Genomic DNA, 25,681 nt, shown 5'->3' on the forward strand with positions numbered 1-25,681 from the left:
CCGGGCGGCGCCCCGGTCGGCCCGCGCGGTCAGGCCACCCAGGCACCGGCGCGCATCACGCGCACCGGCTGCAGGGCCTCGTCCGTGACGACGACGTCCGCCCGGCGACCCGGCAGGAGCGCGCCGATGTCGTGCCGGCCCAGCACGTCGGCCGGTGTCGTCGCGGCCGCGAGCACCGCGTCCTCGAGCGGCACGCCAGCCGCGACGACGTGCCGCACGACGTCGAGGAGGTGCGCGACGCCACCGGCGATCGCGCCGCCGCCCGGGGGCGTCGAGCCGTCCTCGGCGACGATCCGCGCGACGCCGTCGGCCACGCGCACCGACATCGGGCCGAGCCGGTAGTCGCCGTCCGGCATGCCCGCCGCCGCCATCGCGTCGGTGACGAGGACGACGGAGCCCGGCCCGACGAGGTCCAGCACCGCACGCACCGACCCGTCGGCGAGGTGCGTGCCGTCCGCGACGAGCTCGACGACCAGCTCGCCGCGGGCCGCGGCTGCGAGGCACGCCGCCACCGGGCCCGGGTCGCGGTGGTGCAGCGGGCGCATGCCGTTGAACAGGTGCGTCGCGGTGAGGCGGCCCGACCGCGCGCCGGGGGCGGAGGCCAGCAGGTCGAACGCGCGGTCGACGGCGTCGTCGACCTGCTCCGCCGATGCGTCGGTGTGGCCGACAGACGGCAGCGCGCCCGCGTCCACGAGCGCGGCGAGCACGTCTTCACGGGCATCCGCGGTCCCCGTCCCGTCCGCGACGCCCGGCACCTCCGGCGCGACGGTCATGGTCACGAGGTGCCCGCGCGCGGCGGCGGCGACGTCGGCCACGAGCGTCGCGTCGCCCGCGCGCATGTCGGCGGGGTTCTGGGCGCCGCACCGGTCCGCCGACAGGAACGGGCCCTCGAGGTGGATGCCGACGAGCTCGCCGGCGTCCGCGAGGTCCGCCAGGACGGCGGTGCGGGCCAGCAGCACGTCGGGCGGTGCGGTGACGAGCGACGCGACGAGGCTCGTCGTCCCGTGCCGCAGGTGCTCGTGCGCCGCGCGCAGGGCCGTCGCCGTGTCGGGCGCGTCGGGGAAGCTCGCACCGCCACCGCCGTGGCAGTGCACGTCCACCAGGCCCGGGAGCACGGTCCCGACCGCCTCGGCGGGCAGCTCCCACGGCTGCGGCAGGCGGTCGGCGGGGCCGACCCACGCGAGACGGTCGCCGGCGACGACGACCACGCCGTCGTCGAGCACCCGGGTGGGGGTCACCACCCGGCCGCGGAGGACCTGGGGCACGGGGAGCGCGTCAGTCACGGCGCCCATCCTTCCCCACCGGCGCGTTCCCCGGGCCGGTTCTCCGCACGGGCGTCGCGCCGGACAGGGCGGCGACCGTGCCGTCCGCGCGGGCCGCGGCGTTCCACCGCCGTCGTCGCGCGCGGCCGGTCCACCACCGGGCGACGCCGGCCCCGACGGCACCCTCGGCGGCCGCCAGCACGCACGTGCCGGTCCCCCACGGCCCCGGCGGGACCGAGCTCCCCAGCACGAGCACCGCGGGTGCGAGCACGGCGCCGACCAGCGCGAACGCCGCGACGTGCTCCCCCTCACGGCTCCGTCCGCGCAGCAGGTGGGCCAGCAGCAGGCCCGCCGGCCAGCCGACGACCGCTACGGGCACCACCGCGACGGCCACCGCGAGCGCCGCCACCAGGACGGCGAACGGCACGCCGTCCTCCCCCGGCTCGCCGAGCAGGACGACCGCGGCCGGCGCGAGGACCACGTTCACCGCCAGCAGCACCACGAGGCACCGCGCGCACAGCGCCGCGACCACCCCGGCGCCGCGCACCTCGCCGGCGTCCCACGGCTCCTCGTCACCGCTCACCGTGCTCCCTCGCCCGCCCCGTCCGCGGCCCGCACGAGCCGACGCGCCGCACCCGCCAGCCGCACCGCGTACAGCCGCTGCCCCACGCCGACGAGCGGACCCGCCGCACGCACCCACGCACGGTCCGGCACCGAGAACGCGTCGACGGTGAACCACAGCCCGCCGTCGGTGCCGCGCTCGACCCCGAACCGCTCCTCGCCGCGGAACGGGTGGCCGCGCAGCGTCCCGTAGGCGAACCCGCGCCGGTCGGCCGTCCGCTCCACGCCGACGACCACGCACGGCGCAACGATCCGCAGCGGACCCGCACCCGGCCGGCTGGTCGCCCGCACGCCGGGCGCCGCCGGACCGTCCGCGTCCACGGGGACGCCGGCCGCCGCGTGCACCCCCCAGCCGAGCAGCGCGTCTCCCAGCGCGGTCAGCCGCGCGGGCGTCGCGGCGTCCGCGACGCGCCGGCGCACGTGCGTGCGGCGGTAGCCGTCGGGGTGGACGCCGCGCAGGGTCGCCCCCACCTCGGCGTACGTCGGGTCGCCTGCCGGGGTGGACGGCCGCTGCTCGACCGCGTCCCGCGACGCCCGCCACAGGGCGACGAGCGTCGCGCCGACGAAGCCGACGGCGTTCGCGACGCCGTGCGTGACCACCATGAGGTCCAGGCCGGGGTGCGGCACGCCGGTCGCCTCGCCGAGGGCCCACCACAGCGCGGGCACCATCGCGACGAGCACGACCCCCGCACCGACCCGCAGGAGCAGCCGGGCCGTCCGGCTGCCGACGTGCCCCGCGTCCGCGAGCGCGGCACCCGCCGCGCACCACAGCGCCGCGGTCAGGGCGGCCGCCCCGACCAGCTCGGCCGCGTCCGAGACGAAGTAGCCGCCGAGGACCAGCAGCACGCCGACGGGGACCGCGACGGCCGCGACGTCGCCGAGCACGGCGGCCGTGCGCTGCGGCCCGACCGCTCCCCCGCCGGGGCCGGACGCAGCCCGCGGGGCGACGAGCGCGGCCACGAGGCACGCACCGAAGCCCGCGAACAGCATGTGAGGCACCGTGAGCGTCAGGTAGTCGCCGTCGAACCCGAGCAGGCCCCGGCCCGCGCGCTCCGCGACGAGCGCCGCAGCGCCGACGGCGGGTGTGCCGAGCGCGACGGCGAGCGCCAGGCGGCGGACGCCGGACGGCAGCGACCCGACCGCGGGGCCCGGGCACGCGTCGTCGGCGCGGGACGTCGGCGGGCGCACGAGGAGCCGCGCCGCGGCACCGAGCAGGACGAGCGTCGCCACCGCGAACGGCACCGCCAGCACCGTGGCGACGGGCCCGACCGGGAGCCACACCGCGACGGCCGCACCGGCACCGGCGGCCGGCCACAGGCCGGACCCCGGACGCGGCACGACCCGCGCGCCGACGAGCCGCAGCCCGAGCGGCAGCACCACGACCGCGCCGAGCCCGACGACCACGTGCACGACCGCCGCGGCCCCGTCCCCCAGACCCGCGCTCACGCGCGCGCCTCGCGCACGAGCCTCAGCAGGTCGTCGACCACGCCGCGCGCGACGGGGAGGCGAGCGAGCTGCACCAGACGCCCGAGGAGCGGCGCGGCACCGTCGACGAGCCGGCGGGTGCGTCGCTGGTCCGGCGATCCGTCGTGCACCCAGAAGAGCAGGAGACCGAGCTGCGCGAGCCACAGCAGCTCGGGCAGCTCGTCGCGGAGCCCGGCCGGGACCGCGGGCCGCGCGCCGGCCACGACGTCACGGAACAGCCGCTCGCTCACCTCGCGGGCCGCGCGTGACGCGGGCGAGAACGGGCTCGCTGCCGACGCGGGGCGGATCGCGACCGTCACGAACTCGGCACCGAACGCGTGGTACGGCGCGAACGCGTCGAGCCCGGCGTGCAGCACGCCCCGCAGCCGGGCCGTCAGGTCACCGCCGTCGGCGAGGACCGCCGCCGCACGCCGGGCGTGCTCGTCGTTGACGTCGCGGTAGAGCTCCTCGACGAGGTGGTCCTTGGAGGCGAAGTGGTAGTACGCGTTGCCCGTCGCGACGCCGGCCTCCTGGGCGACGAGCCGCATGGTCGTGGCGGCGTAGCCGCGCTCGCGGAAGAGCCGCAGCGCGGTGGCCCGCACGTGCGCGCGGGTGTCCCGCACGGCTCCCGTGTCGGCCGGACCGGTCGCGCCCTGGCCGCTCCCGCTCGTCGTCGGCCCGTCGGGCTCGGCGTCCCGGCGCACGTCGACCATGTCGGCTCCTCTTGAACATGTTCAACTGAACGTGTTCAACCGTAGCTCGTCAGCGGGCCGCGACGCCACCACAGGTCGCTACGCCCGCGTGGGCGACGCGAGCCGCCGGGTGTCGCGAGGCGCGCGGCGCGGGCGGGCGGGGCGGGCGCGAGACACGGGCACGCCGGGGCGCGCGGTGCGGGCGCCGCGAGGCGCGTGACGCGGGCGCGGCGAGGCGCGTGACACGGGCGCGGCCAGGCGCGGCGTGCAGCGGCCCGGGCGCGGCGGGCGTCAGAAGAGGCGCGAGTCCACGTCGTCGACCCCACGCATCGCGTCGTAGTCGAGCACGAGGCACGCGATGCCCCGGTCCGTCGCCAGCACGCGCGCCTGCGGCTTGATCTCCTGCGCCGCGAACACGCCCCGGACCGGCGCCAGCAGCGGGTCGCGGTTGAGCAGCTCGAGGTAGCGGGTCAGCTGCTCGACGCCGTCGATGTCGCCCCGCCGCTTGATCTCGACCGCGACGGTCCCGCCCGACGGGTCCTTCGCCAGGATGTCGACAGGCCCGATCGCCGTCGGGAACTCGCGGCGCACGAGCGTGTGCCCGTCGCCGAGCAGCAGGATCTGCGCGGCCAGCAGCTCCTGCAGGTGCGCCTCGACGCCGTCCTTCACGAGCCCCGGGTCGACGCCGAGGTCGTGCGCCGAGTCGTGCAGGACCTCGAACAGCTCGATCTCCAGCCGGTCGTCCGACTTCGCGTGCTGCACGGTCCACACCTGGGTGACCCCGGCCGCGCGCGACTCGTCGTCCGGCTCGCCCACCACGAGCGAGCACGGCGGGCTCATCCAGTTCAGCGGCTTGTACGAGCCACCGTCGGAGTGCAGCAGCACGCTGCCGTCGGCCTTGACGACCACCAGACGGGTCGCGCGGGGCAGGTGGGCGTTGAGCCGGCCGCTGTACCGGGCGGCGCAGGAGGCGACGACGAGACGCATCAGGAGAACCTTCGACCTCGGCGGCCGGTCGAGGACCGGACCGGGAGACGGCGCGAGGCCGTCAGATGACCGAACCGACGCGCGACGGCGTCGCCTCGATCCAGGACGTGAGCCCGGCGTACGCGTCGGGCGCCATCATGAGGTGCACCTCGTCGCCCCCGCCGCAGCGGCAGGTCACGACGACGAACGCGGCACCCGACGGGTGGGTGCCCTGCGTGCGCTCGACGACGGACAGCCCCGCCCGGTCCCAGCGGACCGACGGGCGGGGCCGCAGCGACCAGCGCCGCCACCAGTACAGCCGCTGCGAGCCGTACTGCGCGACGCCCAGGGACCACGGGCCCTCGGTCGAGCGGCCCACGGCGCAGCGGAAGGACCCGACGCGCCGCTCGAGGGCGTGCACGCGGGAGACCCACAGCAGGACGGCGGCCAGCACCAGTGCCGCAGCACCGATCAGCAGGCCGACGACCACAGGGCTCACCGTCGTCGGGACCTCAGTGGCGGTCGCCGGCGGAGGCCGGCCCCGTGCCGGACGCGACCGTGTCGACGACGACGGTCACCATGTCGGAGTCGACGGACAGGAAGCCGCCGTCCACGTGCCAGCGCAGCGGCGCGCCGCCGCCCGCTGGCTGCACGCGCACCTCGCCGGCGCGCAGCACGGACAGGATCGGGGTGTGGCCGGCCAGGATGCCGATCTCCCCGTCGGCGGCCGGCGCCGACACCTGCCGAGCGGTGCCCGACCAGACCTTGCCGTCGGTGGCGACGAGGTCGACCTCGAGGTCAGCCACGAACCGTCTCCTTCACGTTCGATGGGGGTGCGGACCGCCCTGCGGCGTCCGCGGCGAGGACCGCCCGGGCCCGCGCGCCGGCACGTGGCCGGCGCGCGGGCCCAGGGGTCTCAGACGCCGTACTCCTTCTGGATGCGGGCCCAGTTGCGCTCGAGGTCCTCGAGCCCGCCGATGTTGAAGAACGCCTGCTCGGCGATGTGGTCGAACTCGCCGTCCGCGATCTTCTTGAACGCCTCGACGGTCTCGCTCACGGCGACCGTCGAACCCGGGACGCTCGTGAACTTCTCGGCCATGTAGGTGTTCTGCGAGAGGAACTGCTGGATGCGGCGCGCCCGCGCGACGACGGTCTTGTCCTCCTCGGACAGCTCGTCGACGCCGAGGATCGCGATGATGTCCTGCAGCTCCTTGTTGCGCTGGAGGATCGACTTCACGCGCGTGGCGACGTCGTAGTGCTCCTGGCCCACGTACCGCGGGTCGAGGATGCGCGACGTCGAGGCGAGCGGGTCCACGGCCGGGTACAGACCGCGCGACGCGATCTCGCGCGAGAGCTCGGTCGTCGCGTCGAGGTGCGCGAACGTCGTCGCCGGCGCCGGGTCGGTGTAGTCGTCGGCGGGGACGTAGATCGCCTGGAGCGACGTGATCGAGTGACCACGCGTCGAGGTGATGCGCTCCTGCAGCAGACCCATCTCGTCGGCGAGGTTCGGCTGGTAGCCCACCGCGGACGGCATGCGGCCGAGCAGCGTCGAGACCTCGGACCCGGCCTGCGTGAACCGGAAGATGTTGTCGATGAAGAGCAGCACGTCCTGCTTGGCGACGTCGCGGAAGTACTCCGCCATCGTCAGCGCGGACAGGGCGACGCGCAGACGCGTGCCCGGCGGCTCGTCCATCTGGCCGAAGACGAGGGCCGTCTTGTCGAAGACGCCCGCCTCCTCCATCTCGACGATGAGGTCGTTGCCCTCACGCGTGCGCTCGCCGACGCCGGCGAACACCGACACACCGCCGTGGTTCTGGGCGACGCGCTGGATCATCTCCTGGATGAGGACCGTCTTGCCGACGCCCGCACCGCCGAACAGGCCGATCTTGCCGCCCTGCACGTACGGCGTGAGCAGGTCGATGACCTTGATGCCGGTCTCGAACATCGTCGTCTTCGACTCGAGCTGGTCGAACGCCGGCGCCTTGCGGTGGATCGGCCAGCGCTCGGTGATCTCGATCTTCTCGCCCGGCGCGGCGTTGAGGACCTCGCCGATGACGTTGAAGACCTTGCCCTTGGTCACGTCGCCGACGGGCACCGAGATCGGGGCGCCGGTGTCGCGCACCTGCGCGCCGCGGACGAGGCCGTCGGTCGGCTTGAGCGCGATGGCCCGCACGAGCGAGTCGCCGAGGTGCTGCGCGACCTCGAGCGTCATCGTGAACGAGCCCTCGCCCTCGCCCTGGGCGGACAGGTCGATGTCGACCTGGAGCGCGTTGTAGAGCTCGGGGATCTGGTCCGCGGGGAACTCGATGTCCACGATCGGACCGATGACGCGGGCGACCCGACCCACGCCGGGCGTGCCGGCGGTGGCGGCCGTCTCGTCGACGGTGGTGGCGGTCATGTCTGGCCTCGCTTCGCTCGTCCGGAGCGGCGCTCCGGCGTGGTCTGGGGTCGTGCGGTCGGGGTCAGGAGGCGGACGCGAGCGCGTCGGCACCCGACACGATCTCGCTGATCTCCTGGGTGATCTCGCCCTGGCGGGCCTGGTTCGCCAGGCGGGTGTACATGCGGATCAGGTCCTCCGCGTTGTCCGTCGCGGTGTGCATCGCGCGCTGGCGGGCGGCGAGCTCGGACGCGGCGGCCTGCAGGAGGCTCGCGAAGATCCGCGACCGCACGTACCGCGGGAGCAGGGCGTCGAGCACGACCTCGGGGCTCGGCTCGAAGTCGTACAGCGGCAGCGCGCCCTTGTCGTCGGCGGGCGCGACGCCCTCGACGACCTCGAGCGGGAGCATCCGCACGACGCGCGGCCGCTGCGTGACCATGTTGACGAACTGCGTGTAGACGACGTGCACCTCGGCGATGCCGCCCGCGTCCGCCGGAGCACGGAACGCGTCGAGGAGCGTGTCCGCGATCTCGCCGGCGACCTCCGGGGACGGCGCGTCCGAGTGGCCGGCCCACTGCCCCACGAGCTCGCGCCCACGGAACGTGTAGTAGGTCACCGCCCGGCGGCCCGAGACGTAGAGCGCGACCTGCTTGCCCTCCGCCTCGAGACGACCGATGAGCCGCTCCGTCTCCCGGATGACGCTCGCCGAGTAGGCGCCCGCCATGCCGCGGTCCGAGGCCACGAGCAGCACCGCGACGCGACGCGTGTCCGACCGCTCCACGAGGAACGGGTGCGACACGTTGGAGTGCGTCGCCACGGCCGACACGGCACGCGTGATCGCGCGCGAGTACGGCGACGCCATGCTCACGCGGTCACGGGCCTTGCCGATCCGCGACGCAGCGATCAGCTCCTGCGCCCGGAACATCTTCTTGAGCGACTGCGTGGACTTGATCCGCTGCTTGTAGATGCGCTGCGAACCGGCCATGTCAGGCCTTCTTCTGCCGGACGATCTGCTCCTGCTCGACCTCGACGCCCTCGTCCGCGTCGTCGCCGCCGACCAGCGGCGTGCCGTCGGCCTTGAGGAAGCCGGTGCGGAACTCGTCGACCGCCGTCGCGAGGGCCTCCTCGGTCGCGTCGTCGAGCTTGCCCGACGCGGCGATCGTGGTGAGCACCTCGGTGTTGCGGCGCAGGTGGTCGAGCAGCTCGGACTCGAAGCGGCGCACGTCCTCGACCGGGACGTCGTCCAGCTTGCCCTTCGTGCCGGCCCAGATGGACGCGACCTGGTCCTCGACCGCGAACGGCGAGTACTGGCCCTGCTTGAGCAGCTCGGTGAGGCGGGCGCCGCGCGCGAGCTGGGCGCGGGACGTCGCGTCGAGGTCGGACGCGAACATCGCGAACGCCTCGAGCGAGCGGAACTGCGCGAGGTCCAGCTTGAGCGTGCCGGAGACCGACTTCATGGCCTTGACCTGCGCGGCACCGCCGACGCGGGACACCGAGATGCCGACGTCGACCGCGGGACGCTGGTCGGCGTTGAACAGGTCGGACTGGAGGAAGATCTGGCCGTCCGTGATGGAGATGACGTTGGTCGGGATGTACGCCGAGACGTCGTTCGCCTTGGTCTCGATGATCGGCAGGCCGGTCATCGAGCCCGCGCCGAGCTCGTCGGAGAGCTTCGCGCAACGCTCCAGCAGCCGGGAGTGCAGGTAGAAGACGTCACCGGGGTACGCCTCGCGGCCCGGCGGGCGGCGCAGGAGGAGCGACACGGCACGGTAGGCCTCGGCCTGCTTCGACAGGTCGTCGAACACGACGAGGACGTGCTTGCCGCCGTACATCCAGTGCTGGCCGATGGCCGAGCCGGTGTAGGGGGCGAGGTACTTGAAGCCGGCCGGGTCGGACGCGGGGGCCGCGACGATGGTCGTGTACTCGAGCGCGCCGGCCTCCTCGAGGGCGCCACGCACGGAGGCGATGGTCGAACCCTTCTGGCCGATGGCGACGTAGATGCAGCGGACCTGCTTCGTCGGGTCGCCCGACTCCCAGTTCGCCTTCTGGTTGATGATCGTGTCGATCGCGATCGCCGTCTTGCCCGTCTGGCGGTCGCCGATGATGAGCTGACGCTGCCCGCGGCCGATCGGGATCATCGAGTCGATGGCCTTGATGCCGGTCTGCAGCGGCTCGTGGACCGACTTGCGGGCCATGACGCCGGGGGCCTGCAGCTCCAGGGCGCGGCGCCCCTCGGTCGCGATCTCGCCCAGGCCGTCGATCGGCTGGCCCAGCGGGTCGACGACGCGGCCGAGGTAGCCGTCACCGACCGGGACGGAGAGCACCTCGCCCGTGCGGCGGACCTCCTGGCCCTCCTCGATGCCGGTGAACTCGCCCAGGACGACGACACCGATCTCGCGGACGTCGAGGTTCAGCGCGAGGCCGAGCGTCCCGTCCTCGAAGCGCAGCAACTCGTTCGCCATGGCGCCCGGCAGGCCCTCGACCTGCGCGATGCCGTCGCCGGCGAGCGTGACGCGGCCGACCTCTTCGGACACCGCACCGGTCGGCTCGTAGGTCTTCACGAAGCTGTCCAGCGCGGCCCGGATCTCCTCCGGCCGGATCGTCAGCTCAGCCATTGTTCCTTCTCCTCATCGGACGCACGCGGTGCGTGCGGTCTCACAGGTCATGGGTGCACTCGCGGGGGCGGGCACCGGTCAGCTGGCAAGTCGTCGTCGGGCGTCGGCGAGACGCGCCAGCACGGTCGCGTCCACGACCTGGGGGCCGACCTGCACGCGCAGGCCACCGATCACGTGCGGGTCGAGCACCACGTTGAGCTGCACGACGCTGCCGTAGGCACGCTCGAGGATCTCGGTCAGCCGGCCGCGCTGGGCGTCGGTGAGCGGCGTCGCGGTCGACACCGTCGCGACCTGCCGCTGCCGGCGGGCCGCGATGAGGTCTGACAGGTGGCCGAGCGCCGGGACGTACCGGCGTCCGCGGGGTGCGGCTGCGAGGCGCGTGGCGAGCGCCGTCGTCACGGGCGTGGCCCGCCCGGCGAGGATGTCCTCGACGAGCTTCACGCGGGCCTCCCGCGGGACCGCGGTGTCGAACAGCGTCCGACGCACCTCACGCTGGCCGGTGAGCGCCCGGGAGAAGCGGAAGATCTCCTCCTCGACGCGCGCGAGCGAGTCGTCCGCCTCGGCCGTGGCGAGCACCGCGTGGAACGCGAGGTGCTCTGTGGCCTCGGTCAGGTCCTCGTCCGCCGACCAGCGCGAGCGCACGAGCCCCTGCGCGACCTCGACGACCCGGGGGTCGGCGGCCTGCAGGAGCCGCGCGACGAGCCCGGCCTTCGCGTCGCCGTCGATCGACGGGTCCGCCAGCGTCCGGCGCAGCGAGCCGGAGGAGTCCAGCGCGTCGACCAGGGCGAACAGCTGCTCGCCGAGCACCGACGACTGCGCACCGGCAGCAGCGAGGACCGGCTCCCACCGCTCCTCGGCGCCCGCCAGCGACGCCCGACTCGTCCCGCGCATCAGTTCCCCTTACCTGCGTCCGCCGTGGTGGCGGTGTTGGCCGCGAGCTCGTCGAGGAACCGGTCGACGACGCGCGACTGGCGCACCTCGTCCTCCAGGGCCTCGCCGACGATCTTCGACGCGAGCTCGGTCGCCAGGGTGCCGACGTCCTGCGTGAGCTGGACGGCGGCCTGCTGACGCTCGGCCTCGATCTGGCGGTGCGCCGTCTCCGTGATGCGCGCGGCCTCCTCGGAGGCCTTGGCACGCAGGTCGGCGACGATCTGGCCGCCCTCGGCGCGCGCGTCCTCGCGGATGCGGGCGGCCTCGGTGCGGGCGTCCTGGAGCTGCTGGTGGTACTCCGCCAGCGCGGCGGCGGCCTCGGCCTGCGCCGTCTCCGCCTTGGCCAGACCGCCCTCGATCTTCGCCGTGCGCTCGTCGAGGATCGCCTGGAACTTCGGGAGCGCGTACTTGTAGAACGCGATCGCGATGATCAGCAGGACGACCGACGACCAGAAGATGTCGTACGCAGCGGGGATGAGCAGGTCGATGCCCTGCACCTCCTCGGTGCCTTCCGCGGCCGTCACGAGGGCCGCGGGGTTCGCGGCGTGGATCACGGGAAGAGGAAGCCCGTGATGAGGCCGAGGAGGCCGAGGACCTCGACGAAGCCGATACCGATGAACATCGTGGTGCGCAGCTGGCCGGCCACCTCGGGCTGGCGTGCGATGCCCTCGATGGTCTTGCCGATGAGGATGCCCAGGCCGATACCGGGACCGATGACGGCGAGGCCGTAGCCGACGGTCGCGATGTTGCCCGAGACGGCGTCCGCCGCCGCGAGGATGGTGCTGGTGTCCGCAAGAGCCACGGTTGCTCGTTCCTTCCGTTGGGTACCCGACCGGTCGGCCGGCTACTCGATCGTGGGGTGAGGACCGCGAGGGCCCTCCGGGGGTGGGACGACGGTCAGTGTTCCTCTTCGACCGACAGGCTGATGTAGACGGCCGTGAGGACCACGAAGATGTAGGCCTGCAGCGCGGCGACGAAGATCTCGAACAGCGTCATCGCGAGGCCCGCGGTGAACGTGAGCGCGCCGAACGCCTTCATGGCGGGCACGGCCTCGAAGATGAAGTACTGCGTCGCCGAGAAGCACAGGACGAGCATGAGGTGCCCGGCGACCATGTTGGCCATGAGTCGGATCGCGAGCGTGGCGGGCCGGATCACGAAGACCGTGAGGAACTCGATCGGCGTCAGCAGCACGTACATGAACCACGGCACGCCCGGCGGGAACAGGCTGGCCTTGAGGAAGCCGCCGACCCCGTGCGCCTTGACGCCCGCGCCGAGGTACATGACGTACACCCACGCCGCGAGCATGACCGGCAGGCCGATGAGCGACGTGCCGGCGATGTTGAGGAACGGGATGACGCCCGTGATGTTGAACGCGAGGATCGCGAAGAAGATCGTCGTCAGCAGCGCCACGTACTTGTGGGCGCGCTCCTTGCCGAGGATCTCCTCGGCGACGTTGATCCGCACGAAGTCCAGCAGGATCTCGATGACGTTCTGGAACCGGCCCGGGACGAGCGTGGCACGGCGCGCCGCGACGACCATGATCACCACGAGCGCGACGGCCGCGATGACGCGGACCATCTGGATCCGGTTGAACTCGAAGATCGTGCCTTCGAACAGGATCGGCGGCGGGAAGAAGTCGGTGATCGACGGCGCATGGAATCCACCGCTCTCGCCCTCGTGCGTGGCGAACGGCGCGATCATCGCAAGGCTGGACAGAGCGAGCTCCTGGTGGTCGTGATGCGGCGCACCCTCGGCGTCGTGGGCATGCGGCGGCACCTGGCCGTCATGGATGGCTGGAAGCCTAACCTATGAATCCGCCCGCCCTGCACGCCCGTCCGCGGTCCCGGACGGGACCTAGGACCTACCCGTCGGAGGGCCTGCCGACGGGTTCCGGGACGGGCCGCACGGGCGGCCCCGGGCAGGTCAGGACGACGGCTCGACGTAGGGCACGCGCCCGCGCGAGACGGCCCGGTAGTCCAGGTAGGCCGAGCCGAGGACGCCGACCGCGAGCACCGCCGCGAGCACGCCCTTGGAGTAGAACGTCAGGTCGCGCAGCAGCGCGAGCACGACGATGACGACGACCACCTTGCCGAGCCACGCGCCCATGACGACGGCCGCCATCTTCTGCGGCGAGGAGTGCACCGTCAGCAGCATCGTCACGACGGTCGTGCCCGAGAAGACGAGCGCGAGGCCGACGCCGATGAGCGCGCCCCACACGCCCGGCATGCCGGCGACGAGGGCGCCGATGCCGACCCCGAGCACCGTCAGCGCCCCGAGGAGCAGGAGCGTGTCGCGCAGCGCGGACCGGAACACGGCCTCGGCGGCGGTCGACGTGCCCGGCTTCGGCGTCGAGGGCTGCGGCGTGCCGGCGTCGGGGGCGGGCGTCGGGTCGGTCACGGGGCCTCCAGGGGCGGGGTGGTGGCGCGCCCGCGCAGCGGGCCGAGGGTCAGGACGGTCGCGACGAGGACGCCGACGCCGACCGTGACGAGGACGGCGGTCGTCGACCAGATCACCAGCGAGGCGACACCGAACGCGAACACCGCCGTCCAGATGTACATGATCCCCACCGAGCGGCGGTGCGAGTGCCCGAGCGCGAGCATCCGGTGGTGCAGGTGCATCCGGTCCGGGTGGAAGGGCGACTTGCCCGCCCCGACACGGCGGACCACGGCGAGCGCCATGTCGAGCAGCGGCACGAGCATGACCGCGAACGGCAGCAGCATCGGCAGGAACGCCGGGAACTGCTGGCGCGGCAGCGCCTCGGGGTCGATCTGGCCGGTGACCACCACGGCCGCGGCGGACATGACGAACCCGAGCACCATCGAGCCGGAGTCCCCCATGAAGATGCGCGCGGGGTAGACGTTGTGCGGCAGGAACCCGAGGCACGCGCCGACCAGGGCGGCGAGCACGAGGGTCGCCAGGCTCGCGTAGTCGTCGCTGCTCGAGGCCACCACGAGCCGGTAGGAGTAGAAGAAGAAGGCGGCGCCGCCGATCGCGAGCACGCCGGCGGCGAGCCCGTCCAGGCCGTCGACGAAGTTCACCGCGTTCATCGCGACGACGACGGTGAGGATCGTGAGGAACATCCACATCCGGGTGGAGCCGAGCACGACGCCGCTGACGGGGAGCTGGTAGAGCTGCACGCCCTGCCACGCGAGGAACCCGGCCGCGAGCACCTGGCCGAGCAGCTTCGTGAGCCAGTCGAGGTCCCAGATGTCGTCGGCGACGCCCAGGGCGCACACGAGCGCGGCGCCGCCGAGGATGCCGATGATCGGGCGCGGGTTGGCGTACACGCGGTCGAGGAACGGCGCGGTGCCCGCCAGGAGCAGCGCGACGAGGATGCCCAGGTACATCGCGAGGCCGCCGAGCCGCGGCGTCGGGATCGCGTGCACGTCACGGTCGCGCACCGCCGTGATCGCCCCCCAGCGCAGCGCGCACCAGCGGGCGAGCGGCGTCATGAGGTAGGTGACCGCGGCGGCGACGAGCAGGACGAGCAGGTAGACCCTCACGGGCCGGGCTCCGGCGGCTCCTCGGGCGCCTCGACGGGTGCGACCTCGGCGAGCTGCTCGAGCGTCAGGGCGCCCGCGCGCACGAGGCGCAGGACGTCCCCGGTGGCGTCGACGATCGTGGACGCCACCTGGCCCGGCGCGTCGCCCGCGTCGAGGTAGACGGCGACGGAGTCGCCGAGCTGCGCGTGCGCGTCCTGCGCGGTGACCGCGGCGGGCGACCCCGTCCGGTTCGCGCTCGACACCGCCATCGGACCCGTCCGGCGCAGCAGCGCGAGAGCCGTCGGGTGGTCGGGGACGCGCAGCGCGACCGTGCCGTTCGTCTCCCCCAGGTCCCACGCGAGCGAGGGCTGCGCGTGCACGATCAGCGTCAGCCCGCCGGGCCAGAACGCCTCGGCGAGGGCGCGCGCGGCGTCGGGCACGTCGGTCGCGAGCCCGTCGAGGGTGCGCACGTCGGGGATGAGCACGGGCGGCGGCATCTGGCGGCCGCGACCCTTCGCGTCGAGCAGGGCCTGCACCGCCGGGGGCGTGAACGCGTCGGCCCCGATCCCGTAGACGGTGTCCGTCGGCAGGACGACGAGTGCGCCGCGTGAGACCGCGGCGACCGCCTCGTCGATCGCGGGACCCCAGGTGCTCGGATCGGACGCGGACCGGATGCGCTCGCTCACGGGGTGGAGTCTCCCACGTCCGGGCGGGTGGACCGGACGAGTTCGGGCACGCTCCTGCGCGCCACGAGCATCCGCGGCCGGCCGGTCAGGTCGGGCCGGGTCTCGACGTCGACGAGCCCCCCGGTGGCGTGGGCGGCGTCGCGCGCGGCACCGTCCTGCACCTCGGCGTGCTCCATGACGAGCAGCCCGCCCGGCCGCAGCAGCCGCACCGCGGCGGCCAGCACGGCACGCGGCACGTCGAGCCCGTCGGCACCGCCTCCGTACAGGGCCAGGTCCGGGTCGTGGTCGCGCACCTCGGGGTCCACCGGCTCGGCGTCCGGCGGGATGTACGGCGGGTTGGAGACGACGACGTCGACGCGCCCCGCCAGGTCCGCGAGCAGGCCCGTGTCGCGCACGTCGCCGGGCAGGACGCGCACGTCCGCACCGGCGTCGGCCGCGTTGCGGCGGGTGAGCGCGACCGCCGCGGGCGACGCGTCCACCGCGGCGACGCGGGACCCGGGCACCTCCGTGGCGACCGCGAGCCCGAGCCCGCCTGCCCCGCAGCACAGGTCGACCACGACCGGCGACGTCCCGGCTGCGACGAGCCGGGCCGCCTCGTCGACCGCGACCTGCGCGACGACCTCCGTCTCGGGGCGCGGCACGAACACGCCGGGCTCGACGTGCAGCGTCAGCCAGCGGAACGTCGTGCGTCCGACGATGTGCTGGAGCGGCTCGCGCCGACGTCGGCGGTCCACGAGGTCGGCGTAGGTCGCGGCGAAGCCCTCCGGCACGGGCGGCGCGAGGACGAGGTCCAGCCGGTCGAGCCCGAGCGCGTGCGCCGCGAGGGCCGTCGCGTCGACCCGTGGCGACGCGACCCCGGCCTCGTCGAGCACGCGCGTCGCGCCCTCGACGAGCGCACGCAGCGTCGGCGCGCTCACCGCTCCCCCGCGGACGCGAGCCGGGCCGCCTCGTCGGCGTCGATCGCGGACTGCACGACCGGGCCGAGGTCGCCGCCGAGCACGGCGTCGAGGTTGTACGCCTTGTAGCCGGTCCGGTGGTCGGCGATCCGGTTCTCCGGGAAGTTGTACGTGCGGATCCGCTCCGAGCGGTCCACGGTGCGCACCTGCGAGCGGCGGGCCTGCGACGCGGCGGCCGCGGCCTCCTCCTGGCGCGCGGCGAGGAGCCGGGCACGCAGGACGCGCATGGCCTGCTCGCGGTTCTGCAGCTGCGACTTCTCGTTCTGCATCGAGACGACGATGCCCGTCGGCAGGTGCGTGATGCGGACGGCCGAGTCGGTCGTGTTGACGGACTGGCCGCCAGGCCCCGACGAGCGGTACACGTCGATGCGCAGGTCGTTGGGGTCGATGTCGACCTCGCCCTCGTCCTCCGCCTCCGGGAGCACGAGCACGCCCGCGGCCGACGTGTGGATCCGGCCCTGCGACTCGGTGACCGGCACGCGCTGGACGCGGTGCACCCCGCCCTCGTACTTCAGGTGCGCCCAGACCCCGTCCTCGGGCGCGACGGCGCCGCGCGCCTTGACGGACAGGTGCACGTCCTTGAACCCGCCGAGGTCGGACTCGGTGGACTCGAGCACCTGCGTCTGCCAGCCCATGCGCTCGGCGTACCGCGTGTACATGCGCAGCAGGTCGCCCGCGAACAGCGCCGACTCCTCGCCGCCCTCCCCTGCCTTGATCTCGAGGATGACGTCGCGCGCGTCGTCCGGGTCGCGCGGCACGAGCACGTCGCGCAGCCGCGCCTCCGCCGTGCGCGCGACGTCCTGCAGCGCGGGCAGCTCCGCCGCGAACGCCTCGTCGACCTCCGCGAGCTCCGCGGCCGCCTCGGCGTCGTCGCTCGCCGCGCGCCACGCCCGGTAGGCCTGCGCGACGCGCCCGAGCTCGGCGTACCGCCGGCCGAGCCGCCGGGCGAGGGCGGCGTCGGCGTGCACGGCGGGGTCGGCGAGGCGCGCCTCGATCTCGGCGTGCTCGTCGAGCAGCGGCTGCGCCGCGGCGTAGGCCTCGCTCATCCGGGTCCTCCTGGGGGACGTCGGCGCGCGCACGCCCGACGGCGGTGCGCGGCCGGGGTGCACGTCGGGTGCACAAAGCAGCAGCGCCGGTGCCCGCGCGGACACTGCCATGGAGGGCAGTCGTCCGCGCCGGGCACCGGCGCTGCGGAGGTGCTAGTTGGCCGACTTCTTGCCGTAGCGCGCCTCGAACCGGGCCACGCGGCCACCGGTGTCGAGGATCTTCTGCTTGCCCGTGTAGAACGGGTGGCAGGCGCTGCACACGTCGGCGTGGATCTTGCCGCTCGTCACCGTCGAGCGCGTGACGAAGGTGTTGCCGCACGTGCACGTGACCTCGGTGACCACGTACTGCGGGTGGATGTCAGACTTCACAGGGCTTCTCCTTGTTGGGGTGTCCCCGGGTCCCGGCGCGCTGCGCGCACGGGTGAACCGCAGACCAACAGTCGATTGTGCCAGAACGACGGCGGCCCCCGAAATCTTCCCGCGGCCGCCGGGGGCGTCAGGAGGCGCGCGCGAGCGAGCCGATCTGCTCGTCGTCGGTGTCGTGCAGCACGAGCTCGTCGCCGTCGACCTCGGCCCACGCCGCGTCGGTCAGCCACGTGTCGACGCCCTCGCAGGCCATCTGCGTCGAGGCGAAGGGCTCGAAGCGGACCGTGCCCTCGTCGTCCTGCGACCACTCGCCGTTGAGCTGGTTGCACCCGTCCGTCCCGGAGACGGTGCCGTCGTCGGCGATCACGAGCTGCGGCTCGCCCTCGCCCTGCTCGCCCCAGGTGCCGACCGCGCCGGGGTCCGGGTCCCCGCACGCGCCGAGCAGGCCGGCGACGAGAACCAGGACAGGGCCGCACGCGACGAACCGCCTCATACCGGGCACCGTAGCAGCGCCGCGCACCCCCCGCCCGGCGAGGCGGAGCGCGCGCCGACCGCTTTGCCCGAAGCGTGTCGGACCAGGTCAGCGCCGTGATTGCCGCTGAATCTCACATGCTGGAACGGCACGGGTCGGCTGCCGTAGGTCCCACGCGGACCGACGACGCCGGGAGGACGATCACCTCACGAGCACTCTCACGAGGAGCTGAGCACCAATGACGGTGTGCCTGCACGTCTTCCGCGGCGACCCCGACGGCAAGACCCCCGACCCCGGTACCTCCACCCTGCGCACGGCGACCTGCGTCCGCTGCGGACGCCGACGCACCTACCTGCAGCGCTGGCCCGGCCGCGACCGGACCCCGTCCGCCGCGCCCGACGCGTTCACGCCGCGGACCTGAGGGCGGCCCGCCCGGCGTCGCCCGGGTGACGCGCCCGTCCGGCGGCCCTGCGCAGGACCGGTCCGGCGACGTAGCTACTCCTTGGGCGGCAGCGAGCGCGCGTGCGCGACTCCCGCGTCGACCCACCGGTCCAGCTCGTCGTCGTCCGCGACCGCGCCCGGCTCGACGAGCAGCCAGCCCGCCAGGCCGCGCCCGCGCATCTCGAACGGCCGGGTGCCCGGCTCCGCGAGCAGCGACGGCGTCTCCTCCGGCGGCACCCGGACCATGAGCCCGCCCTGCTTGCCGCTCACGCCGACGGCCATGTGACCGCCGACGAGGAACGCCACCCCGCCGAACATCCGGCGCTCCTCGACGGGGACCCGCGCCCCCACGAGCTCCCGCACGCGCCCGACCAGCACCTCGTCGACCACCGTCGCCCCTCCCGTCGGCCTGCCGGCGGCGTCACCGGCCCGCGACCAGCGTGGCAGAGGCGGCCGTCCGCGTCGACGGTCCGCCGGGCCCGCGCGCGCGACGGCCCCGCCTCCCTCGGAGGGAGCGCGGGGCCGTCGGGGCGTGCGGTGTCAGACCGTGCGGCCGACCTCGGCGTCGCCGAGCGTGCCGCCCGGGGTCGTCTTCTGCACCTGGAGCAGGAACTCGACGTTGGACTTCGTCTCGCGGAGCTTGCCGACGAGCAGCTCGATCGCCTGCTGCTGGTCGAGCGCACCCATGACCCGGCGCAGCTTGTAGACGATCTTGAGCTCGTCCTGCGCCATGAGGATCTCCTCGCGGCGCGTGCCCGACGCGTTGACGTCGACCGCCGGGAAGATGCGCTTGTCCGCCAGGGACCGCGAGAGCCGCAGCTCCATGTTCCCGGTGCCCTTGAACTCCTCGAAGATGACCTCGTCCATCTTGGAGCCGGTCTCGACGAGCGCCGACGCCAGGATGGTGAGCGACCCGCCGTTCTCGATGTTGCGGGCCGCACCGAAGAACTTCTTCGGCGGGTACAGCGCCGAGGCGTCGACACCGCCGGACAGGATGCGGCCCGACGCGGGCGCGGCCAGGTTGTAGGCGCGCGACAGGCGGGTCAGCGAGTCCAGCAGCACGACGACGTCCTGGCCCAGCTCGACCAGGCGCTTGGCCCGCTCGATCGCGAGCTCCGCGACGATCGTGTGGTCCGAGGCGGGACGGTCGAACGTCGAGGCGATGACCTCGCCGCGGACCGTCCGCTCCATGTCCGTGACCTCCTCGGGGCGCTCGTCGACGAGCACGACCATGAGGTGGACCTCGGGGTTGTTCGCGGAGATCGCGTTCGCGATCTGCTGCATGATGATCGTCTTGCCCGCCTTGGGCGGCGCGACGATGAGGCCGCGCTGACCCTTGCCGATGGGCGCGACGATGTCGATGACGCGCGGCGTCAGGCGCGTCGGCTCGGTCTCCAGGCGCAGCCGCTCCTGCGGGTACAGGGGCGTGAGCTTGGTGAACTCGGGACGCTGCCGCGCCTCCTCGGGCGACAGGCCGTTGACCGTGTCGAGCCGCACGAGCGCGTTGAACTTGCTCGGCCGGTTGCCCTGCTGCGGCGCCTGCTCGCCCTCACGGGGCTGGCGGACCGCGCCCGTGATCGCGTCGCCGCGGCGCAGCCCGGCCTTCTTCACCTGGCTGAGCGAGACGTACACGTCGTTCGCACCCGGCAGGTAGCCCGACGTGCGGACGAACGCGTAGGAGTCGAGCACGTCGAGGATGCCCGCGACGGGCAGCAGGACGTCGTCCTCGGTGACCTCGATCTCGTCGAGGCCCGCGACCTCGGGCTGACCGCTGCGACCGCGGCCGCGCTTGCGGTCCCGGTCGCGGTAACGGTCGCGGGAGCGACGGCGGCGGCCGCCGCGCTCGTCGTCGTCGAGGACGCCCTCGGCCTGCGGCGCCGGTGCGCCCTGGCCTCGGCCCGCCTGCTCGGGCTGCGGACGCTGCACGGGCTCGTCGCCGCGACGGGGCTCCTCGGGAGCGCCCTGCCCGCGGCCGGCGCGGCGCGAGCGCCGTTCGGCCTGCGCGTCGCCGCGAGCCGCGCGGTCGTCGCGCGCCTCGGCGGGTGCGAGGCGCGCGTCGAGAGCGGCCTCCAGGCCGGCGAGCGCGTCCTGGCGGGGACGCTGCTCCTCGTCGCGGCGCGGCTCACGGTCGGCACGCGGCTCACGGTCGGCACGCGGCTCACGTTCGGCGCGCGGCTCACGCTCCGTGCGGGGCTCACGGTCGGTGCGGGACTCACGCCCGGCGCGCGGCTCGCTGTCGGTGCGCGGCTCACTGTCGGCGCGCGGCTCACGCTCGGCGCGCGGCTCACGGTCGGCGCGCGGCTCACGGTCGGTGCGCGCCGCCCGCTCGGCACGGGGCTCGGCCTCGACGCGCGGCTGGGCCGGCGAAGGCTCGGCCGCGGCCGGCGCGGCGCCCTCCTGCGCGGGCTGCGGCGCACGGCGGCGGCGCTCGCGCACGGGCGCCGCGTCCGCGACGGCGACGGCCTCGGCGCGGCGCGGCTCGTCGAGCGCACGCGTGCGGGCGGCGCCCCGGGCGGCCGTGATGGCCTCGACCAGGTCGCCCTTGCGCATCTTCGAGGTGCCCTTGACCCCCAGCTCGGAGGCAAGCGCCTGCAGCTCGGGCAGGCGCAGCGCGGTGATCGAGCCGCCGCGGGCGGACCCGCCGGTCGTCGTCACGGCGGGATCGATGGTGTCTGTCACGAAGGACCCTTCCCCCTCGTCGGTGGCCGGCCCCACGGGGAGGGGCTGCGGCCGGGTCCCGGTCCGACGACCGGGACGTGCGGTGGAGCGGCACGGCGCGTACGACGACGTCTGCGACGTCTGCGCGCGTGGGCTGGAACGTTCCCGGGTGTCGACTCGCGGGGAGGTACCCGGCGCAGAACGGCACGGCCGAGCCGGAGGACGAGGTCCGGGGAACACGTCGATGCTACCACCGACGGTCCGGGCACAGGCCCGCCTCGAGGCACGCGCGCGCGTTCACCCGATCGAGCGGGCCGCCGTCGCCGGGAGCCGCTCGCTGCGGGCTCCGTCGAGGTCCACCGCCAGGCGCACGACGCGCCAGCCGCCCATCACCCCGCCGAACGCGGCGCGCAGCACCTCGTCCGCGTCCGTGGCCGGCGCGCCGGTGCCCGTGGCGCCCCCCGCACCGTGGCCGTCGTGCACCCGCCGGGCGAGGGCGAGGACCGTCGGGCCGGCGCCGGACACCACCGCCGCGACGCCGGCCGCGCGCAGGACGTCCACGAGGGCGAGCGAGTCGCGCATGACGGAGCGGCGGTACTCCTGGTGCAGCCGGTCCTCCGTCGCCGCGAGCAGCAGGTCGGGGCGGCGCCCCAGGGCCTCGACGAGCAGCGCGGCGCGACCGGCCTGGAACGCGGCGTCACCGTGCGGGACGGTCGCGGGCAGGACGCCGCGCGCGGCCTTCGTCGACAGGTGCGTCGCAGGGACGACCGCCACGGGCACGACGTCGTCGTGCACCGCGACGCGCACGGCGTCGACCGCCCCTGTGCGGGCGTCGGTCCACGCGACGGTCGCGCCGCCCAGCAGCGCGGGCGCCGCGTTGTCCGGGTGCCCTTCCATCGCGGTCGCGAGCGCCAGGGCCGTGGCGTCGTCGAGCGCCGCGGGGTCCGCGACGAGCGCGCGGGCCGCGACGATCCCGGCGACGACCGCAGCGGCCGACGAGCCGAGGCCACGGCCGTGCGGGATCGCGTTGCGGCACGTCAGGTGCAGGCCCGTCTGCGGCGCGCCGACGTGGTCGAGCGCGGTGCGCAGCGCCTGCACGACCAGGTGGCTCTCGTCGTCCGGCACCTCGCCGGCGCCCTCGCCCGTGACCTCGACGGTCACGCCCGACGTCCCGAGCGCCCGCACCTCGACCTCGTCGTGCAGCGTCAGCGCGACGCCCAGCGCGTCGAACCCCGGGCCGAGGTTCGCGCTCGTCGCGGGGACGCGGACGCGGACGTGGTCCGCCCCCAGCCGCATCGCGGCCTCAGTCCAGGCCGAGCGCGGACGCGATGGACACGACGTCCGCGGACACCCGTACGGGCTCGACGTCGTGGCCCTCGGGCGTCCTGAGCGCCCACTGCGGGTCCTTGAGGCCGTGCCCTGTCACCGTGATCGCGATCCGGGCGCCCGCGGGCACCCGGCCCTGCTCGGCGAGCATGAGCAGGCCCGCGACACCGGCGGCCGACGCCGGCTCGACGAAGACGCCGACCTCCGCGGACAGCACGCGGTGCGCGGCGAGGATCTGCTCGTCGGTGACGGCCTCGATCAGGCCGCCCGACACGTCGCGCGCGTCCTCGGCCTGCTGCCACGACGCGGGGTTGCCGATCCGGATCGCGGTCGCGATCGTCTCCGGCTGGTCGATCGGGAAGCCCCGGACGATCGGCGCGGCACCCGCCGCCTGGAAGCCCCACATGACCGGCGTCCGGGTCGCGACGGCACCGTGCGCCTCGCCCGCGTCGAGGCCCGCGTACTCGCGGTAGCCCTTCCAGTACGCGGTGATGTTGCCGGCGTTCCCGACGGGCAGCACGTGGATGTCGGGGGCGTCGCCGAGCGCGTCGACGATCTCGAACGCACCCGTCTTCTGGCCCTCGATCCGGTCGGGGTTGACGGAGTTCACGAGGTCCACGGGGTAGGCCTCGGCCAGCTTGCGTGCGGCGACGAGGCAGTCGTCGAAGTTGCCGTCCACCTGCAGGAGCCTGGCCCCGTGCGCGATCGCCTGGGAGAGCTTGCCCATGGCGATCTTGCCGTCGGGCACGAGCACCGCGCACACCATGCCGGCGCGCGTGGCGTACGCGGCGGCGGACGCGGACGTGTTGCCCGTCGACGCGCACACGACCGCCTTCGCGCCGCGCGCGGCCGACGCGGAGATCGCGGTCGTCATGCCGCGGTCCTTGAAGGAGCCCGTGGGGTTCATGCCCTCGAACTTCACGTACACGTCCGCGCCCGAGCGCTCGGACAGCGCCGGGGCCGGGATCAGGGGCGTGCCGCCCTCCCCCAGCGTGACGACCGTCTCCTGGACGTGGGCGGGCAGTCGGTCGGCGTACTCGGCGATGACGCCGCGCCACTGGTGGGCCATCAGGCTCCTTCGACTCGCAGGACGGACACGATGCTGCGGACCACGTCGAGGCCGGCGACGGCCTCGACGGTGGCGCGCAGGGAGGCGTCGGGGGCGGTGTGCGTGGTGATGACAAGGTGCGCGACGGCCGGGTCCGCGGTCGCGTCGCCGTCGGGGCTCTGCCGGACGGCCTCGATCGAGACGTCGTGCTCGGCGAGCGCGGACGCGACCTGCGCGAGCACGCCGGGGCGGTCCGCGACCTCGAGCCGCACCTGGTAGCGCGTGCGCGCGGCGGCCGCGGGCAGCACCGGCAGCGCCGCGTAGGACGACTCGACCGGTCCCCTGCCGCCGAGCACCCGGTGCCGGGCGACCGACACGACGTCGCCGAGGACCGCCGACGCCGTGGGCACGCCGCCCGCGCCGCGGCCGTAGAACATGAGCTCGCCCGCGGCCTCCGCCTCGACGAACACCGCGTTGAACGCGCCGCGCACGCCCGCGAGCGGGTGGTCCGCTCGGATGAGCGCCGGGTGCACCCGGACCTGCACGCCGGACGTGCCGTCGGCGTCCTCGCCGCGCTCGGCGATCGCGAGCAGCTTGATGACGTGGCCGGTGCGCTGCGCCCACGCGACGTCGTCCGCCGTGACCGCGGTGATCCCCTCGCGGTGCACGTCGTCGAGCCCGACCCGGGTGTGGAAGGCGAGGGAGGCGAGGATCGCGGCCTTCGCGGCGGCGTCGTAGCCCTCGACGTCGGCGGTCGGGTCGGCCTCCGCGTAGCCGAGCGCCTGCGCCTCCTTGACCGCCTGGTCGAGGTCGAGGCCCTCGGTCGTCATGCGGTCGAGCACGTAGTTCGTGGTCCCGTTGACGATGCCGAGCACGCGCCGGACGTGGTCGCCCGCGAGCGACTCGCGCACGGGACGGACGATCGGGATCGCGCCCGCGACGGCCGCCTCGAAGTAGAGGTCGGTGCCGGCGGCGTCGGCCGCGGCGTAGAGCGTGGGGCCGTCCTGCGCGAGCAGCGCCTTGTTCGCGGTGACGACGGACGCGCCGTGCTCGATCGCGTGCAGCAGCAGCGACCGGGCGGGCTCGATGCCGCCCATGACCTCGACGACGACGTCCGCCTTCTCGACGAGGGTCGTGCCGTCGGCCGTGAGCAGCGCGCGGTCGACGACCGGGTCGCGCTCGACGTCGACGTCGCGCACGGCCACGCCGACGAGCTCGAGGCGGGCCCCCACCCGGGCCGCCAGGTCGTCGGCCTGCGTCGTCAGGAGCCGCACGACCTCCGTGCCGACGACGCCGCAGCCGAGGACGGCGACGCGCAGGGACGGACGGGGGTCGGGCGACAGGACCACGGGAACGGCCTTCCGGTTCGGCGGGTGCCACCTGCCGCGCACGGCGGCGGCCGGCAGCAGGGCGGTGACGCGGCCCAGGATAGAGGGGGGCGCAGGCGCGGCGGGGAGCCCGTCCAGGGCTCGGCCCGACCACGTGCTGGACGCGCGTCTGGTGAGGCGTGCCTCACCCGGGTTAGCGTCCGTACCGTGCGTGGTGCTGACACCGCGTCAGCACCCTCGCGAGGAGCCCGCATGAGCACGACGACCGACGAGCACGCGCTCGCCCCGCTCTCGGCAGCGCTGCGCGCCGGGACGCGCGAGGCCCACGAGAGCGCCGAGCGCTCGCCCTTCGTCGAGCACCTCGTCGGCGGGCGTCTCGACGTCGCCGCCTACGCGGACCTCGCCGCGCAGCAGCTCGCGGTCTACACCGCGCTCGAGGCCGCGGGCCACGCGCTGCGCGCCGCCGGGGACGACCACGGGCTGGTGTTCGACGAGCTGCGGCGCGTCCCGGCGATCGAGGCCGACCTCGCCCACCTCTACGGGCCCACGTGGCGCGAGGCGGTCCGGACGCTGCCCGCCACGGTCGCGTACGTCGAGCGGCTGCGCACGGTCACCGCCGACCTGCCGGGCTACGCCGCGCACGCCTACACGCGCTACCTCGGCGACCTGTCCGGCGGGCAGGTGCTGCAGCGCATGATCCAGCGGCACTACGGGCTGCAGGCGGGGCTGTCGTTCTACGACTTCCCGCAGATCCACCGGCTCAAGCCGTTCAAGGACGTGTACCGCGAGCGGCTCGACGCGCTCGACCTGTCCCCCGCGCAGCGGGCGGAGGTCGTCGACGAGGCGCGCGTCGCGTTCCGGCTCAACCAGGCGATGTTCACCGACCTGGCCGCCGTGCACGTGCGCTGACCCGAGGCATCCCGGACGCATCGAGCCCGGCCCCCA

The 25,681-nt window shown here is 74.6% G+C and carries 28 protein-coding genes; 2 read left to right on the top strand and 26 right to left on the bottom strand.

The features are described from left to right. Nucleotides 1-29: 29 nt before the first annotated feature. The 21 genes from CELF_RS14090 to CELF_RS14190 all read right to left on the bottom strand — a co-directional run bounded on the left by CELF_RS14090 (nucleotide 30) and on the right by CELF_RS14190 (nucleotide 17,956). On the bottom strand, nucleotides 30-1,292 hold the full coding sequence (locus tag CELF_RS14090; protein ID WP_013771942.1) for an N-acetylglucosamine-6-phosphate deacetylase: 1,263 nt from the start codon (nucleotides 1,290-1,292) through the stop codon (nucleotides 30-32). Then, nucleotides 1,276-1,845 (bottom strand): hypothetical protein, encoded by a 570-nt coding sequence (locus CELF_RS14095; RefSeq protein ID WP_013771943.1) that lies wholly within the window; start codon nucleotides 1,843-1,845, stop codon nucleotides 1,276-1,278. The genes CELF_RS14090 and CELF_RS14095 overlap by 17 nt, the downstream gene beginning before the upstream one ends. Further along, complete coding sequence (locus CELF_RS20205; RefSeq protein WP_013771944.1) at nucleotides 1,842-3,329, bottom strand: YndJ family transporter; 1,488 nt, start codon at nucleotides 3,327-3,329, stop codon at nucleotides 1,842-1,844. The genes CELF_RS14095 and CELF_RS20205 overlap by 4 nt, the downstream gene beginning before the upstream one ends. Then, a complete protein-coding gene (locus tag CELF_RS14105) occupies nucleotides 3,326-4,060 on the bottom strand; it encodes a TetR/AcrR family transcriptional regulator (protein ID WP_013771945.1) in 735 nt (244 codons plus the stop codon). The genes CELF_RS20205 and CELF_RS14105 overlap by 4 nt, the downstream gene beginning before the upstream one ends. A 270-nt stretch (nucleotides 4,061-4,330) precedes the next feature. Continuing rightward, nucleotides 4,331-5,026 carry an endonuclease NucS gene (nucS, locus tag CELF_RS14110; protein WP_013771946.1) on the bottom strand — a complete coding sequence of 232 codons (696 nt, stop codon included), beginning with the start codon at nucleotides 5,024-5,026 and terminating at the stop codon, nucleotides 4,331-4,333. A gap of 61 nt (nucleotides 5,027-5,087) precedes the next feature. Continuing rightward, nucleotides 5,088-5,504: a DUF2550 domain-containing protein gene (locus CELF_RS14115; RefSeq protein ID WP_013771947.1), complete on the bottom strand. Its 417-nt coding sequence runs from the start codon at nucleotides 5,502-5,504 to the stop codon at nucleotides 5,088-5,090. 13 nt (nucleotides 5,505-5,517) lie between these two features. Then, nucleotides 5,518-5,811 carry a F0F1 ATP synthase subunit epsilon gene (locus CELF_RS14120; RefSeq protein WP_013771948.1) on the bottom strand — a complete coding sequence of 98 codons (294 nt, stop codon included), beginning with the start codon at nucleotides 5,809-5,811 and terminating at the stop codon, nucleotides 5,518-5,520. Between the two features lie 110 nt (nucleotides 5,812-5,921). Continuing rightward, nucleotides 5,922-7,403 carry a F0F1 ATP synthase subunit beta gene (gene atpD, locus CELF_RS14125; protein WP_013771949.1) on the bottom strand — a complete coding sequence of 494 codons (1,482 nt, stop codon included), beginning with the start codon at nucleotides 7,401-7,403 and terminating at the stop codon, nucleotides 5,922-5,924. Between the two features lie 64 nt (nucleotides 7,404-7,467). After that, complete coding sequence (locus CELF_RS14130) at nucleotides 7,468-8,367, bottom strand: F0F1 ATP synthase subunit gamma (protein ID WP_013771950.1); 900 nt, start codon at nucleotides 8,365-8,367, stop codon at nucleotides 7,468-7,470. A 1-nt stretch (nucleotide 8,368) separates the two neighbouring features. Next, complete coding sequence (atpA, locus tag CELF_RS14135; protein WP_013771951.1) at nucleotides 8,369-9,997, bottom strand: F0F1 ATP synthase subunit alpha; 1,629 nt, start codon at nucleotides 9,995-9,997, stop codon at nucleotides 8,369-8,371. Between the two features lie 78 nt (nucleotides 9,998-10,075). Next, entirely contained in the window at nucleotides 10,076-10,888 is an 813-nt protein-coding gene (locus tag CELF_RS14140) for a F0F1 ATP synthase subunit delta (protein WP_013771952.1), read from the bottom strand. Then, nucleotides 10,888-11,481, bottom strand: coding sequence for a F0F1 ATP synthase subunit B (locus tag CELF_RS14145; RefSeq protein WP_013771953.1), 594 nt, complete (start codon nucleotides 11,479-11,481; stop codon nucleotides 10,888-10,890). The genes CELF_RS14140 and CELF_RS14145 overlap by 1 nt, the downstream gene beginning before the upstream one ends. Continuing rightward, nucleotides 11,478-11,729 (bottom strand): ATP synthase F0 subunit C, encoded by a 252-nt coding sequence (atpE, locus tag CELF_RS14150; protein WP_013771954.1) that lies wholly within the window; start codon nucleotides 11,727-11,729, stop codon nucleotides 11,478-11,480. The genes CELF_RS14145 and atpE overlap by 4 nt, the downstream gene beginning before the upstream one ends. Nucleotides 11,730-11,824: 95 nt before the next feature. Then, nucleotides 11,825-12,628 carry a F0F1 ATP synthase subunit A gene (gene atpB / locus CELF_RS14155; protein ID WP_013771955.1) on the bottom strand — a complete coding sequence of 268 codons (804 nt, stop codon included), beginning with the start codon at nucleotides 12,626-12,628 and terminating at the stop codon, nucleotides 11,825-11,827. Between the two features lie 222 nt (nucleotides 12,629-12,850). Beyond that, nucleotides 12,851-13,324: a Cg1360 family ATP-synthase-associated protein gene (locus tag CELF_RS14160; RefSeq protein WP_013771956.1), complete on the bottom strand. Its 474-nt coding sequence runs from the start codon at nucleotides 13,322-13,324 to the stop codon at nucleotides 12,851-12,853. Continuing rightward, on the bottom strand, nucleotides 13,321-14,430 hold the full coding sequence (locus CELF_RS14165) for an MraY family glycosyltransferase (protein ID WP_013771957.1): 1,110 nt from the start codon (nucleotides 14,428-14,430) through the stop codon (nucleotides 13,321-13,323). The genes CELF_RS14160 and CELF_RS14165 overlap by 4 nt, the downstream gene beginning before the upstream one ends. Continuing rightward, nucleotides 14,427-15,095, bottom strand: a complete 669-nt coding sequence (locus CELF_RS14170) for an L-threonylcarbamoyladenylate synthase (RefSeq protein WP_013771958.1) — start codon at nucleotides 15,093-15,095, stop codon at nucleotides 14,427-14,429. The genes CELF_RS14165 and CELF_RS14170 overlap by 4 nt, the downstream gene beginning before the upstream one ends. Then, nucleotides 15,092-16,012 (bottom strand): peptide chain release factor N(5)-glutamine methyltransferase, encoded by a 921-nt coding sequence (gene prmC / locus CELF_RS14175; protein WP_013771959.1) that lies wholly within the window; start codon nucleotides 16,010-16,012, stop codon nucleotides 15,092-15,094. The genes CELF_RS14170 and prmC overlap by 4 nt, the downstream gene beginning before the upstream one ends. Then, nucleotides 16,009-17,097 (bottom strand): peptide chain release factor 1, encoded by a 1,089-nt coding sequence (gene prfA, locus CELF_RS14180; protein WP_013771960.1) that lies wholly within the window; start codon nucleotides 17,095-17,097, stop codon nucleotides 16,009-16,011. Before prfA ends, prmC begins: the two co-directional genes overlap by 4 nt. Nucleotides 17,098-17,250: 153 nt before the next feature. Further along, the gene (gene rpmE, locus CELF_RS14185) at nucleotides 17,251-17,466 is read right to left on the bottom strand and encodes a 50S ribosomal protein L31 (protein ID WP_013771961.1); all 216 of its coding nucleotides are present in this window, start codon (nucleotides 17,464-17,466) and stop codon (nucleotides 17,251-17,253) included. A gap of 127 nt (nucleotides 17,467-17,593) precedes the next feature. Continuing rightward, the gene (locus CELF_RS14190) at nucleotides 17,594-17,956 is read right to left on the bottom strand and encodes an META domain-containing protein (RefSeq protein WP_013771962.1); all 363 of its coding nucleotides are present in this window, start codon (nucleotides 17,954-17,956) and stop codon (nucleotides 17,594-17,596) included. Between the two features lie 217 nt (nucleotides 17,957-18,173). Here CELF_RS14190 and CELF_RS14195 point away from each other — a divergent pair, with 217 nt between their 5' ends. Further along, nucleotides 18,174-18,356 carry a hypothetical protein gene (locus CELF_RS14195; RefSeq protein ID WP_013771963.1) on the top strand — a complete coding sequence of 61 codons (183 nt, stop codon included), beginning with the start codon at nucleotides 18,174-18,176 and terminating at the stop codon, nucleotides 18,354-18,356. A 74-nt stretch (nucleotides 18,357-18,430) separates the two neighbouring features. Here the strand turns inward: CELF_RS14195 and CELF_RS14200 are convergent, their stop codons facing one another. The 5 genes from CELF_RS14200 to CELF_RS14220 all read right to left on the bottom strand — a co-directional run bounded on the left by CELF_RS14200 (nucleotide 18,431) and on the right by CELF_RS14220 (nucleotide 24,757). Next, nucleotides 18,431-18,766, bottom strand: coding sequence for a TfoX/Sxy family protein (locus CELF_RS14200; protein WP_013771964.1), 336 nt, complete (start codon nucleotides 18,764-18,766; stop codon nucleotides 18,431-18,433). A gap of 150 nt (nucleotides 18,767-18,916) precedes the next feature. Beyond that, nucleotides 18,917-21,055: a transcription termination factor Rho gene (rho, locus tag CELF_RS14205; protein WP_041553546.1), complete on the bottom strand. Its 2,139-nt coding sequence runs from the start codon at nucleotides 21,053-21,055 to the stop codon at nucleotides 18,917-18,919. Nucleotides 21,056-21,331: 276 nt separating this feature from the next. Next, nucleotides 21,332-22,330, bottom strand: coding sequence for a homoserine kinase (thrB, locus tag CELF_RS14210; protein ID WP_013771966.1), 999 nt, complete (start codon nucleotides 22,328-22,330; stop codon nucleotides 21,332-21,334). Nucleotides 22,331-22,337: 7 nt separating this feature from the next. Continuing rightward, a complete protein-coding gene (thrC, locus tag CELF_RS14215; RefSeq protein ID WP_013771967.1) occupies nucleotides 22,338-23,429 on the bottom strand; it encodes a threonine synthase in 1,092 nt (363 codons plus the stop codon). Further along, entirely contained in the window at nucleotides 23,429-24,757 is a 1,329-nt protein-coding gene (locus CELF_RS14220) for a homoserine dehydrogenase (protein ID WP_013771968.1), read from the bottom strand. Before CELF_RS14220 ends, thrC begins: the two co-directional genes overlap by 1 nt. Nucleotides 24,758-24,988: 231 nt before the next feature. Between CELF_RS14220 and CELF_RS14225 the strand changes: the two genes are divergently transcribed. Next, nucleotides 24,989-25,645 (top strand): biliverdin-producing heme oxygenase, encoded by a 657-nt coding sequence (locus tag CELF_RS14225; protein ID WP_013771969.1) that lies wholly within the window; start codon nucleotides 24,989-24,991, stop codon nucleotides 25,643-25,645. Nucleotides 25,646-25,681: the final 36 nt, after the last annotated feature.

Source organism: Cellulomonas fimi ATCC 484 (assembly GCF_000212695.1).
Lineage (GTDB): Bacteria > Actinomycetota > Actinomycetes > Actinomycetales > Cellulomonadaceae > Cellulomonas > Cellulomonas fimi.